We start from the raw sequence: 13,296 nt of genomic DNA on the forward strand, positions 1-13,296 counted from the left end.
ATTAGAGCGGTCAATCCATCGACTTTGACTTCTATCCACGAATTTGAGTGTTCTATCCATGAATATTGACTATCTAACCACGAAATAGAGCGTTTTATCCATGAATATTGACTTTCTATCCAAAGAATTAGAGCGGTTAATCCATCGACTTTGACTTCTATCCACGAATTTGAGTGTTCTATCCATGAATATTGACTATCTATCCACGATTTAGAGCGGTTTATCCATTCATCTCGACTGTCTATTCAAGACTTTGACCGAGCAATATTTCATGGTGTTACTAAGCAGTGTTGATTTTTTGTCAACATTTTTTAGACAATTAGGCACCATTTGTCAACATAAATAATATGCTATAGAAAAAATAAGGGAAGTGGTTGAATGAATTGGTTGATGATCGTTGCTTTTACTTTTTCATCTAGCATTGATAATTTGGGTGTCGGACTGTCTTACGGGATTCGGAAGATAAATGTTCGATTTGATAAAAATATATTAATCTCGATTATTTGTTTTCTAATGAGTATGGGGGGCATCTCATTTGGCGTTTGGCTCTCTAAAATTCTTCCAGGTATGCTTCCTGTGATAATTGGAGCGTTATTATTATTTATCATCGGAATTCGGATTATCCTTTTGGCTAAACCTCAGAAACAAGAAACTTCAACAGAGGAGAGTAGCTATGAGATTCAGTCAAATACTGTTCAGGATATTTTAAGAAATCCTGAGGAAGCTCAGTTTAATAAGTCTGGAGAAATTGGATGGGGAGAAGCTGTACTACTTGGCATCGCTTTATCAGCGAATGCACTTACGAATGGGGTAGGTGCAGGTTTACTCGGTCTTTCCCCGCTTGTCATCTCAATAACTGCTGCAATTGGGAGTTTTATTACTGTTTGGTTAGGGGTTCTGTTAGGAAGTAAAGTAGCAGATGTCCGAATCGGTTCATTTACTCTAGGACAATTTGGAACAATTATTAGCGGAGTTATTTTGTTAATAGTCGCTTTTGGCGCATTCTTCTGACTTAGTTGTTGACAAAATGTCAACGGAATTATACACTTTTGAGAATGGTAATTTCATATTAGACAATTGCGTTACGTCACGTTATTCACGGAAAGAAGGGAGAATCGGAAATGGCTGAACAGATAAATAGTAATACTCTTGGTTCATTGCTGAGGGAGTTATTGAAAGAGCGTTCATTATCTATGCGGAAGTTTAGTGAACAAACTGGAATCGACACAGCTACGATCTCACGCATCATTAATGGAAAGAGAAAAGCGACACCACAGCATTTAGAAAAATTTGCCGACTGTCTTGAGGTTCCTTTAATCAATCTTTTTGAAGCAGCAGGATACCCAATTGAACAGAGACAAGAAGAGTCAGATTCAGATATCCATACGTCTGTTGATGCAATACAAGCTTTTCTCAAGTCTTCGAAAGTTTATGATGATGAATTTTCAGTGGCAAATGTTGAACAGAAACTAGAAAGCTATGGACTCTATGCGCAAACAGAGGAAGGTAAAAATTCGATACTAAAGGATTTTGATGAAAAAATTAAGAGTGTAGGTAGCATTGGTCCATTTATAAGCAAATTAAAAGAGTTGTATGCTAAATTTGCCTCTGGGAAAGGGACACTTTTTGAACTAACAATAATCGGAAGCGCATTATTATATTTTATTATCCCAGTAGATGTAATACCGGATTATTTATTTCCTATTGGTTATTTAGACGATGCAATAGCTGTACAACTAACTTCAAAGGCATTATTAAAAAATTAACTTAAACTTAAGTGATAGGTGGATTTATTTATGAGAAGAAGCAAAAAGAGCCGTAAATGGCTAAGAAATTTGTTCTTAGCATTTGCAATAATACTCGTAGCAGGGATTATTTATTCGGTGTATCAATACAATAGCGGATTGGCTATGGCAGAAGATAGTCACTTGAAAGATAGCGAGAATGCATTTGACCCATTTGAAGGTGCGGATGTGCAATTTGGTCAGATTAATGTACTGTTAATGGGAAGTGACGCTAGAGACGAGGATGGTCGATCAGATACTTTAATGATTGCGCACTACGATCAAACGACAAATAAGGTAAAACTGATTTCTATTATGAGGGATACGTATGTCGACATCCCGGATCATGGAATGGATAAAATAAATGCTGCATTTGCTATTGGAGGTCCTGAACTTGTAAGGAAAACAATTAAGCAAAATTTCGATATCGATGTTAATTACTATGCTCTAGTGGATTTTAAAGGATTCCCTAAAATTATAGATCTTTTAGCACCAGATGGGATAGAGGTTGATATTCCTTATGAAATGTCACATGGAATTGGTATGACATTACATCCCGGAGAACAAACTTTACACGGAAATGAGTTATTAGGCTATGTACGTTTCCGCCACGATCGTTTAAGTGATTTTGGGCGAGTGGAACGCCAGCAAGAGGTTTTGACTAAGGTGAAAGAACAAATCGGTGTTTCAAGCTTCATGAATTTGCCGAAAATACTGGGCGTTGTAGATTCCTATGTGGATACAAACGTTGATAATAAAACAATCCTTACAATTGGAAAAGGGATTGTCAATGGAAAATCTAACAGTATGGACACTTTACGAATTCCTACCGCAGATTCTTATGAAGATAAACGCGTGGACGTTGGGGAAGTCTTGGATATTGACTTAGATAAGAACAAACAGGCGATAGAAGAGTTTTTATCCGCAAAGGAAAATGACTAAAACAGATTAAGTTTTACGTAAGAAGACAGGATAAAATTAGAGTATGTTTTGAACTATTCCTTCAAAACATACTCTTTTTATTATTTTGCATTGATACATAGTCTCCTGATAATGGTAAGTTATTTTCAAAGCAACGCTGGCTCATCAACGTCACAAAAAAAGGTAGCTGATATATTCATCAGCTACTAATTTTATTTTTCAAGCTTTGTTAATGTTTTACCACTCCAACCAAAGATAATAGTCAAAATGGGTCCGAGAAGACAGAAGAAGGTAAATGGCAGGTAAGACGTTGTCGGGATATCTAGCACACTAGCAATGAACATACCACACACACTCCACGGAACAAGAGGATTGACTACAGTACCTGCATCCTCCATCACACGGGATAGATTTTTGGGGGCAAGTCCAACCTTAGCAAATTGTGCTTTAAATGCTTCACCAGTTAATAAGATGGATAAATATTGCTCCCCAATTAATGTGTTGATACCAATTCCTGTAATAGCGGCTCCTGTAATAACTGAGCCAGCGCTCTTAAAGAAGCTCTCAACTTTCCCTAAAATACTTTGAATAATGCCGAGTGTAAATAATAGACCGCCCATTGTTAAGGCTAATAAGACTAAAGCAATGGTAAAGAACATATTGTTCATACCACCACGAGTCAGTAATGCATCTATGTCTTTAAATCCAGTACTAGATACATAGCCTTCAAAAAGAATTTTAAAGACATTCGATAGAGCAATTGGTTCTTGTATGTAGGCAAGACCAACGCCAATAATTGAGACTACTGCGAGTGTGATAAGTGCAGGTGCTTTATAAAAAGTCATAATAACAAGAACAACAATTGGCAATAATGTATACCAATGAATAAGTCCAGTTGACAGTAATCCCTCTTTAAATTGCTCAACAGTTTCAAATGAAGTATTTGCTTCTGTTGGCGAAATAATTGCATAAAGAACGAATGAGATAACGAAAGCTGGAATTGTTGTCCAACCCATATTTTTAATATGCTCGAACAGATCTACACCAACTGTACCAGATGCCAGATTTGTTGTATCTGATAGGGGAGACATTTTATCACCAAAGAAAGCTCCGGAAACAATCGCACCAGCGGTTATAGCTAAAGAAATATCCATTGCACCAGCGATCCCCATAAACGCAACGCCCACTGTCGCAACAGTAGTTAAAGAACTACCAACTGAAACACCAACGATACTGCAAATCAAAAATACGATTGCAAAGAAAAAGCTTGGAGAAACTGTTAAAAAGCCATAGTAGATAAGTGTTGGAATTGTACCACCCATAATCCAACTCGAAATTAAAATACCAATAAAGAAGAAAATAAAAACGGCTCCAAGTCCAGCACTTGCACCAGCGATCATACCAGCTTCTAGCTCACGAAACGGAACTTTTTTTAGTAATCCATAAGCAAGCAAAAGTGAAATAATTAGAAAAATAGGTATATGGGGTGTCGCCTTTAAATACCAAATACTTAATGCCATCATGGCGATAATTAAAAGTATGATAAAGCTTGCCTCGATAAATCGAGGGTTACTCTTTGCTTCAATTCGAAACATGCTAATCCTCCTAGTATTCCTAGTAGGACTTCTCCGCTTCAATGCGGTGAAGCCCAAAAGTATTATAGCACGCAAATAAATTTTGTCAATTGACTGATAAATGTTGTCAATGAAATCAATCGTATTTTCCTTAAGTGATTTTTTAAAACTGAACATAATGGCTCATTTCATCCTATGATAAGCCTTCTTGATCAACATTAGCGACGAATGTTTTCGAAAGCGAAGCGGCAGCGACAAATGTATTCTGTGCGAAAGCGAAGCGACAGCAACAATTGTTTTTCTGTGCGAAAGCGAAGCGACAGCAACAATTGTTTTTCTGTGCGAAAGCGGAGCGACAGCAACAATTGTTTTTCTGTGCGAAAGCGAAGCGGCAGCAACAATTGTTTTTCTGTGCGAAAGCGAAGCGGCAGCGACAACAAAGTGCCCAGTCGGAACGGAAATCAACCACATGTAATAATGTGACCCATTTTAATGAATACTAAAAAAATCCCATGCATTTTTGACAATTAATGTACAAGTCATAATGATAAAAATAATCCGCATCATTTTTGTTCCACGTTTCAGCGCAAATTTTGAACCCATAATCGCTCCAAAAATCATGACAAAGCCCATCGGTAGACCGTATAAAAAGTTAACTTTTCCTAATAGTAAAAACATAGCAAGTGCAGCTAAATTTGATGTGAAATTAAAGGCTTTTGCATTTCCTGCAGCCTGCAAAAAATCATTTCCCATCATTAATAAAATGAAAATAAAAAAAGAGCCAGTGCCAGGACCGAAGAAACCATCGTAAAAGCCTACAGCAGTAAAAGCACCAACAAAAGCTATTTTCTTCACAGTACTTAATGATCGCTCTTCTGGTTGCTGCCCCCAATCTTTTTTGAAAACTGTATAAGCTGTAACAAGGACGAGCATAACAAGCATTAGAGGCTTTAAAATAGATGGTGATACGAGATGCACAGTATATGCGCCAATGAATGAACCAATAAAAATGAAAGGTATTATTTTCCCATTCTTTTTTACATCAACTTTGCCAGCTCGTAAAAAAGTTAACATGCTAGTCCCATTGCTAATTGTATTAGCGAGTTTGTTTGTGGCAATCGCTGTACTTGGGGGTAAACCAATAGCCATAAGCGCAGGTAACGAAATTAATCCTCCGCCACCGACAATCGCATTTAAAAAAGATGCGATAAAGCCAAGTACTAAAAGTATTGCAAGCGAAAGTAAATCAATGTCCATATGTATAATACGCACACCCTTCTATAACGCATATTGTGTAAGTTACTCTATTCTTATAACCATACTGTGAATTGTCATAATTGACAATGCAGTTTTACTTTTTTAACTTCTTTCACCGGAGTGCTTGGATATCCACTGAAATAGAGGAATTCAGTCTAAGAACACCACGTCCTGAGGTCATTTTCTAGGCGAAAGCGTAGCGACAGCAAAGGTTTAATAGAATGTAAATAGCGTTTACAATTCCTTAACATTGATAACGATGAAAAAATTGCAAGAAAAAAAGTTTTTTCAAGTATTTTTATAAAAATAAAAGAAATAACGGTAATATTTGAAGAAATATCGATAATTTTTGTTATCGAGTTTCCAACGTTTTCAACTTGGAAAAGCACCTTAAAATAATTGTGGCAAATTTTATATTACATTTTTGTAAATTCAACTCGTTTATGTTTAAAAAGTTGTAGAATTATGTGAAAGTTTTGTTATGATGATTGCAGAAATCGACAATATTCATTCAACAGGAGGAACATGATGTTCAACTCAAACAAGCAAGATCCATTTTTTAAAGCATTATTAAACATTTCTAAAAACGTTAAAGAAGGTATTTATTACGCTCATAACGCACGTATTGAAAATATAGATTCATTAAAAGAAATCGCAGACACAATGAAGCGATATGAGACAAGTGGTGATAAATTAATTCATGAGCTGATCGTTATGCTCAATAAATCATTTATGACTCCGATCGAGCGTGAAGATATTTTATCACTTGCCAATAAATTAGATGATGTTATTGATGGTATGGAAGGTTGTATTGCACATTTTGATATGTACAATTTAACAGAAGTGACAGACCCAATGCGCCAATTCTTAACATATATTGCAAAAAGTACAGATGAAATGGTTCAAGCAATGGAGCTGTTAAATAGTAAAAAGCTTGTTGAAATGCGAAAACATGCTATTCAAATTAAGGATTATGAGCGTGAATGTGATGAAATTTTCCGCTCGTCTATGAAGCAATTATTTATTCAAGAAAAAGATCCAATGCGCCTCATCGTGTTCAAGAGTATATATGAACAATTTGAAGATATTGCAGACTACTGTCAAACAGTAGCAAATACAATTGAAACAATAATTATGCGTAACGCGTAAGATGGAGTGTACGAAATGGATACGATATTACTGATAACAATATTAGTCGTTATATTTGCACTTGTATTCGATTTTATTAACGGCTTCCATGATACGGCCAATGCGATAGCAACTTCTGTATCAACAAGGGCATTAAAGCCACGTACAGCAATATACATGGCTGCACTTATGAACTTCATCGGAGCTATTACATTCGTTGGGGTAGCGAAAGCATTAACAAAAGATATTGTTGACCCGTTCAGCCTAAATGCTTTTAATGGAGATACTACAGGTTCTGTCGTTATTTTAGCGGCATTATTATCAGCAATCACATGGAATTTGATCACTTGGTACTTTGGTATTCCGTCAAGTTCATCGCATACTTTAATCGGCTCTGTGGCAGGTGCTGCAATTGCTGCGGCGGGCTTTAATATATTGAACTATAGCGGTTTTATAAAAATCATTCAGGCGCTTATTTTCTCACCATTACTTGCGTTCGCAGCTGGTTTCTTAATGATGTCTCTATTTAAATTATTATTTAAGGATATGAATTTATATCGAACGAATAAAGGCTTCCGGACAATGCAAATTGGTACAGCAGCTTTACAATCGTTTACGCACGGTACAAACGATGCACAAAAGGCGATGGGGATCATTACACTCGCTTTAATCGCAGGAGGCTTGCATCATACAGATGATATTCCTTTCTGGGTACGTTTTGCTGCAGCATGTGCGATGGGTCTTGGTACATCTGTAGGTGGTTATAAAATCATCAAAACAGTTGGCGGAAAAATTATGAAAATCCGTCCAGTCAATGGCGTTGCAGCTGACCTTGCCTCTGCTTCTATCATTTTCGGTGCGACATTAATTCATCTACCTGTATCTACAACTCATGTTATTTCTTCATCCATCATGGGTGTTGGAACAGCGCACCGTGTAAAAGGTGTTAAATGGGGCATGGCACGAAAAATTGTGACAACATGGGTAATCACAATGCCAATTTCCGCAGTCATGGCTGCAGCTATTTACTTTATATTAAGTTTATTTTTCTAACATAATGAGGGAATGCACAAATTGCGTGCATTCCTTTTTTTATTTGATTGATCGGATAGGTAGAGCGACGAATAGAAATGGCCCAAGTGACGGATATACCAGGCAAAACGACGGAAAGAAATGCAGCAGACGGTTTGTTCACACTTAACGTCAGAAAAAAATCGAAAAGTGACGAATAGCCAGATCTATGGTAATTATAAAGAAAGTATAAAGTTCAGAAAAAATGTCTTTTTACATAGTAAGGTTAGTGCAGGAGGAAAATAGATGAAAGAAAAGCTATTACTGATAGAGGATGATACGGCGATTGGACGTATTGTGAAGGATACGCTTGAGCAAGAGGGTTACCAAATTACTTGGGCAACAACGGGACTAGAAGGGCTAGCTGATTTTCAGGCAGATACATTCGATTTAGTGTTAGTCGATTGGATGTTACCGGAGATGGATGGACTTACAGTTTGCCAGAATATTCGTTGGGAAAGTGATGTTCCTATTTTAATGATGAGTGCGCGTAAGGAAGAGGCAGATAAGGTTGAGGGCTTGCAGGGCGCTGATGATTATATTGCGAAACCGTTTAGCTTAGAGGAGTTAAAGGCACGTGTAGCCTCACACTTGCGTCGCTGGAAACGTTATACGAAAAAAGAAATCGCTGAAGATGTAACATCCTTTGTACAAGGATTAAACATTGATTGGCAAAAGGAAACAGTGCGTCTTTATGATGAAGAACTTGCCTTAACACAAAAGGAATTCGCTCTATTAAAACTACTTGCGAAAAATCCAAGTCAAACTTTTTCGAAAGAAGAGCTCTACCAGCATATTTGGCAACAGATGAGCGTAGATGAAACACATACAGTCACAGTACATATAAAGGCGCTACGAGAAAAGTTAAAAGACCCTGTCAAAACCCCGTATTTTATACAGACGGTTTGGGGCAAGGGCTATCGCTTTATTGGTGAACCGCTATGAAAATTAAAACATGGTTACTTATCACTTTTTTTATCGTGATGGTGTTACCGATCACAGGTGCATATAGCCTTTATGTGTGGATTAATGCCTATTATCAAGATAAAAGCGTTGCTGAATATTTCGAAAAAACGACGGAGCTTAATCAGGTGAAATCAGTTCTTGATAATCCTGTGCATTATAAAAAAAGTGCAGCTATACAAGAAATTGAAGCACTATCGAATGATCAGCTGGCCATTACACTTTACTCGAAATCAGGTCTTGTTTTATATTCCTCCAATCCATTGAATTCGGGGTTTGAATCTAAAAATAATATATTTAAAGGTTTATATGAACTAAAGCAAAACTACAATGCCTTTACTTATAAAGAACCTGTTTATGAAGATGGGGAATTGCTTGGTGTTTATGAAATTCAATTAGTTAGGACGGATTGGGTAAAAGGTGTAGAAAGTCGTTCTTGGCTTGTGATAGCTAGCTCTATATTATTATTCCTCCTTATTTATTGTGCCGTTTTGATGCTGCTTAATCGTAAATTAAATCGACCGTTACAAGAACTGATGCGCCAAATGCGTGCTTTTGCAAAGGGGGAGCATGTTGAATCGAATTTAGTGGAGAGAAAAGATGAAATTGGAGAACTTGCTCACACTTTTCTTACTATGCAGGACGAAATTGAAACTGCGCGTGTTCATTTAAAAGTTGAACAACAGCAAAAGGAGCTAATGATTGCAAGTATTTCCCATGATTTGAAAACGCCTCTTACAGCGATTCAAGCATATGCCGAGTCTTTACAAAGCAAGGCGTTATCAGAGGAACAGCAAGACGAGTACCGACAAATTATTTTAACAAAGTCTGAAACGATGAAGCATATGTTAGAGGATTTACTAATGTTCACTTTATTGCAATCTACAAGCTATCATTTAGAACTTGTTGTAGTAGATGGGGCTGAGTTTTTTGAAATGGCTCTATCTGATTATGAGCAATTATGCAAGGATCGAGGATTTATGCTTGAAGTCACTTGTGACATAGAAGGCGTGTATGCTGTGCATCCGAAGCAGCTTCAACGGGTGATCGACAATTTAATGAGTAATGCTTGGCGCTACGGAGCAGTAGGGACAACGATTGGTTTAGCAGCTGTGAATGCTGGAGAGTGTCCGCTATGGTGCTTTGAATTTGTACCGCCAGCTCTGAAAAAGCAAGAAGGTATGTATATCATCTTGCAAAATAGCGGGCAAGGTGTAAAGAAAGAGGATATTGAGAAGTTATTCGAGCCCATGTACCAAGCAGATTCAGCGCGAACAAAAGTTGGCGAGCGTGGTTCTGGACTAGGATTAAATATTGCCAAACAAATAATAGAAAAGCATGGTGGGACAGTCGAGCTGGTATCGCAAGAAGGCTCTGGAACAGCTGTACTTTGCTGGTTGCCACCATTTAAAGGAGAGAATTCATAATGAATTGGAAAAAATCATTACGTGCAGCAGGTTTAGTTGCCGCATTAACATTTAGCTTAGTAGGTTGTAATACAGAAGGAGCATATTCACCGCAAGAAATTATTGATCATGCTTTACAGGAAACGCAAGAATCACTTGCTTATTACGCTGAATACACAATGGATATGGGCGAGGTTGGTGGAAAAGCTCAAGTCAAAGAGTGGACAAAAGATGGGAAACGTCGTGTTGAGGTTACAAGTGATAAAGGGGAGCATATTATTTCGGTCAACAATGGCTCGGAAATCATTTCTTACAATGTAAAAGCAAAAAGCGCTTTTAAAATAGATATCTCTGAGGATGGTTTGGAATCTTTTCCGTCCCCTAGAGAACAGGCAGAAAAGATGTTTGATTTGGTAAAAGATACCCACGATGTTTCGATGTCAGGCGAGGAGAAAATTGCAGGAAGAGATACGTACAAACTTGTCGCCAAAGCCAAAAAAGATAATACATTGTTTGGCGATATGGAGGTATGGGTAGATAAAAAAACGTGGCTGACATTAAAAATGACAACGAACAATGCAGGCAACAAAACAACGACTGAATATACGAAAATGGATGAAAGCGCAAAAATTGGCGATGCACAATTCATTCTCGATATACCAAAAGATGTAAAGGTGGAGGAAGTGAGTGGGGCTGAACCTGAGTCAGTAACACTGGATGGAGTAAAAGAACAGTTTGGTGAATTTTTAATGGTTCCTGAAGAAAATGGTTTAGAAATATCGAATATACAAGAAATGAAGATAAAAGATCGCTCAGAGTTTGCATTCGAATATTCACAAGATCAACAACCAGCATTTTCAGTATCTCTCTTGAAAGCGGTTGAGGATGATACAGAAATGGGTGATATTCCAGGTGAAGAGCCTATTGAAGTGCGAAATCAAAAAGGTACATTCATGAAGTTGGGTGATATCCTAACTATTAGTTGGCAAGAAAATGGAAATCAATATAATATTCTAAGCGAAAATCCTAAACTCACAAAAGAAGACCTATTAGCATACGCAAAACAAATGACCATCGTTAAATGAGGTGAATTGTAATGAAAAGAAATGAATTTATCAAATGTCTCGCATTGTTTTTATTTAGCACAGTTTTTTTATACGGTGTAGGTGAAACATACGGTGTTCCATGGCTACAATTTCATTTCTTCGGACAATACAATGATGGAGGTTTTTATTTCAACTTTAGCTCATTAACCCCTATACTAGGTGGCATACTAATTGTTGCGTTATATGAAACGAAGATTAAGCGACTTATTTAAAATGAGGAAAATCCACTTTGAAGAAAAGTGGATTTTTTAACGTTGATGAAAAACAGACAATAAAATCTGATTAATGATGATGAGTAGGGCAAAGATAATAGCTAATTGCGTTTTTCCTGTAGCATACAGGGCTATGACCGCTAGAGACGCTCATCGCTGATAAAAGAGTCAGAACCGCTGATAAAACAGTGAACATCGCTGATAAAAGAGCCGGAACGCCAGAAGAACATTGACATCGCTGATAAAACACGAACGCCGTTTGCCGCCGATACGATCTTAAGCTATTTGTTGCAAATGAGTTTTAGTAAAGGCAACATCATATTTTAAACCATAGCCCAGTGTACGATCTAAAAATATATGAGCTAGCCAAATTATCGAGGCCATTAGTAGTGGTGATGATACAGTGACAAAGCCTATCATCAAGAGAATGGCTGGCAGGACTAAACTATGGCCAATATTGTAAAAAATTGCGCCGACTTTAGTGTTAATTATGTAGCCTAACATCGTTATATCAGGTAGTAATAAAAGTAGTACAAAATAAAGGAACGAAAATTCAAAATGCCAATAAAAAAATACAGTTACTAAAAATGCTATTAAATATTCCAATGAAATAATTTTACGTAGTTTCATGATGAACACTTCCTTCTTGTAATTTATTATACATATCCTCGATCAGAGAGCCGATGACCAACTTATTTTCAGCATATTTTCCTTCGGCCATTAATGTTTGAGTGAGCTGTAAGGATTGTAGTGCCTGCTGATAAAAAAATAGCTGCTGTTCAATATGTGCGATCTTTGCTAAGAATAGCTGCACGGTCTCTTGATTGCAGGAATCTGAAGTAGGCTTTTGCTCTAGTAACAGAAGCTGTTTGATTTCTTGTAATGTAAAGCCAACCTGTTTTAATACTAAAATAAATTTTATTTTATGTTCACAAGTGACATCATACACGCGATAGCCGTTATCCTGTTTACTTGGATTTAGTAATCCTTCTTTTTCATAGTAGCGTAAAGTATCAGTAGATAAATTATACTTAGCTGCAAATTGTTTGATATGCATGTGAGCACCTCCTGAATTCATCCTAACATTGGAGGATGCTCCAATGTCAATGCGGTAGTGTAAAGGGAAATGTGCAGCATACTTGAAAAAATGATGGATGAAACATACAGCGCATTTTTTGCGTCTCGCCTACTTAAATAGCTATGAGCAAAATATTTTTCTAAAGCGGGAATATGACAATTAATAAAAAAAATAGTGGTATCACACATTATTGTTAAAGTGGCTATTAGGTATTGAAAAATCTTCAAAATAAACGCTTTTTCTTGTATGTAAAAAGCTGTATAGTATGTATATAACTATTGTTTGTTTTAGCAATTTCATCAGTTCCAATAGTAAGTTACCCAATAACAAAAGTGTTGCTATTTGTAGGAGTTGGTACTTCCACTTGCTTATCGCAGGTGTTGATTGAATCAGATAGAAAGTGAAAAAGCGCCTTCATCCAGTTATTTAATATTGGAAAGTATCTCATTGAAGGGAAGCCTGGACGCGCACAGGAAGCTTTGCTTTACGCGATAGCGAAGCGACAGTAGGGACAGAAACCAAACAACGTTATGGTGATGATCTACATAGATTATAGTTTTTCTAACATTCTTCAAGTCTCTCTAAAGAAGGGGCTTGTTTTTTATATGTCAGGAAATTATAGTTTTTATACTGTCCTACATTTCTCCATATAAAAAGTGTCATTATGACAGAGGGATTACATTTTTTTAGGAGAAATGAATCATGAAATGGAATTTTGAGGTTAAATTTACTCATAAAATTGAAAATAAATGAGTCTGAGGAATTGTAATATAATGCACATAAAGATAGTATTAAA

General features: G+C 36.8%; 14 protein-coding genes. 10 read left to right on the plus strand and 4 right to left on the minus strand.

Features of this window, described 5'->3' with window-relative positions:
* Positions 1 to 378: 378 nt before the first annotated feature.
* From ytaF to MOK21_RS01545, 3 genes are all read left to right on the plus strand, one after another.
* Positions 379 to 1,011 (plus strand): sporulation membrane protein YtaF, encoded by a 633-nt coding sequence (gene ytaF / locus MOK21_RS01535; protein ID WP_249072165.1) that lies wholly within the window; start codon positions 379 to 381, stop codon positions 1,009 to 1,011.
* A 110-nt stretch (positions 1,012 to 1,121) separates the two neighbouring features.
* Positions 1,122 to 1,766 (plus strand): helix-turn-helix domain-containing protein, encoded by a 645-nt coding sequence (locus tag MOK21_RS01540; protein WP_249072167.1) that lies wholly within the window; start codon positions 1,122 to 1,124, stop codon positions 1,764 to 1,766.
* Between the two features lie 30 nt (positions 1,767 to 1,796).
* Complete coding sequence (locus MOK21_RS01545) at positions 1,797 to 2,726, plus strand: LCP family protein (protein ID WP_249072169.1); 930 nt, start codon at positions 1,797 to 1,799, stop codon at positions 2,724 to 2,726.
* Positions 2,727 to 2,917: 191 nt separating this feature from the next.
* Here MOK21_RS01545 and nhaC read toward each other — a convergent pair whose 3' ends face one another.
* Complete coding sequence (gene nhaC / locus MOK21_RS01550) at positions 2,918 to 4,300, minus strand: Na+/H+ antiporter NhaC (RefSeq protein WP_249072171.1); 1,383 nt, start codon at positions 4,298 to 4,300, stop codon at positions 2,918 to 2,920.
* 187 nt (positions 4,301 to 4,487) lie between these two features.
* Between nhaC and MOK21_RS01555 the strand changes: the two genes are divergently transcribed.
* Complete coding sequence (locus MOK21_RS01555) at positions 4,488 to 4,754, plus strand: hypothetical protein (protein ID WP_249072173.1); 267 nt, start codon at positions 4,488 to 4,490, stop codon at positions 4,752 to 4,754.
* A gap of 14 nt (positions 4,755 to 4,768) precedes the next feature.
* Here MOK21_RS01555 and MOK21_RS01560 read toward each other — a convergent pair whose 3' ends face one another.
* Positions 4,769 to 5,536, minus strand: coding sequence for a sulfite exporter TauE/SafE family protein (locus MOK21_RS01560; protein ID WP_249072175.1), 768 nt, complete (start codon positions 5,534 to 5,536; stop codon positions 4,769 to 4,771).
* Between the two features lie 528 nt (positions 5,537 to 6,064).
* Between MOK21_RS01560 and MOK21_RS01565 the strand changes: the two genes are divergently transcribed.
* The 6 genes from MOK21_RS01565 (at position 6,065) to MOK21_RS01590 (ending at position 11,422) form a co-directional block, all read left to right on the plus strand.
* Positions 6,065 to 6,685 (plus strand): DUF47 domain-containing protein, encoded by a 621-nt coding sequence (locus MOK21_RS01565; RefSeq protein ID WP_249072177.1) that lies wholly within the window; start codon positions 6,065 to 6,067, stop codon positions 6,683 to 6,685.
* A 15-nt stretch (positions 6,686 to 6,700) separates the two neighbouring features.
* Positions 6,701 to 7,717: an inorganic phosphate transporter gene (locus MOK21_RS01570; protein ID WP_249072179.1), complete on the plus strand. Its 1,017-nt coding sequence runs from the start codon at positions 6,701 to 6,703 to the stop codon at positions 7,715 to 7,717.
* A 264-nt stretch (positions 7,718 to 7,981) separates the two neighbouring features.
* Positions 7,982 to 8,680: a response regulator transcription factor gene (locus MOK21_RS01575; protein ID WP_249072180.1), complete on the plus strand. Its 699-nt coding sequence runs from the start codon at positions 7,982 to 7,984 to the stop codon at positions 8,678 to 8,680.
* Entirely contained in the window at positions 8,677 to 10,125 is a 1,449-nt protein-coding gene (locus tag MOK21_RS01580; RefSeq protein ID WP_249072183.1) for a HAMP domain-containing sensor histidine kinase, read from the plus strand. The genes MOK21_RS01575 and MOK21_RS01580 overlap by 4 nt, the downstream gene beginning before the upstream one ends.
* Positions 10,125 to 11,189: a LolA family protein gene (locus MOK21_RS01585; RefSeq protein WP_249072185.1), complete on the plus strand. Its 1,065-nt coding sequence runs from the start codon at positions 10,125 to 10,127 to the stop codon at positions 11,187 to 11,189. The genes MOK21_RS01580 and MOK21_RS01585 overlap by 1 nt, the downstream gene beginning before the upstream one ends.
* Before the next feature lie 11 nt (positions 11,190 to 11,200).
* Positions 11,201 to 11,422: a hypothetical protein gene (locus MOK21_RS01590; protein ID WP_249072187.1), complete on the plus strand. Its 222-nt coding sequence runs from the start codon at positions 11,201 to 11,203 to the stop codon at positions 11,420 to 11,422.
* Between the two features lie 276 nt (positions 11,423 to 11,698).
* Here MOK21_RS01590 and MOK21_RS01595 read toward each other — a convergent pair whose 3' ends face one another.
* A complete protein-coding gene (locus MOK21_RS01595) occupies positions 11,699 to 12,052 on the minus strand; it encodes a DUF4260 domain-containing protein (RefSeq protein ID WP_249072188.1) in 354 nt (117 codons plus the stop codon).
* Positions 12,039 to 12,479, minus strand: a complete 441-nt coding sequence (locus tag MOK21_RS01600; RefSeq protein WP_249072190.1) for a MerR family transcriptional regulator — start codon at positions 12,477 to 12,479, stop codon at positions 12,039 to 12,041. The genes MOK21_RS01595 and MOK21_RS01600 overlap by 14 nt, the downstream gene beginning before the upstream one ends.
* Positions 12,480 to 13,296: the final 817 nt, after the last annotated feature.

Origin of the sequence: Lysinibacillus sp. BPa_S21, from assembly GCF_023337795.1 — a bacterium.
In the GTDB taxonomy this organism is placed as follows: Bacteria; Bacillota; Bacilli; order Bacillales_A; family Planococcaceae; genus Lysinibacillus.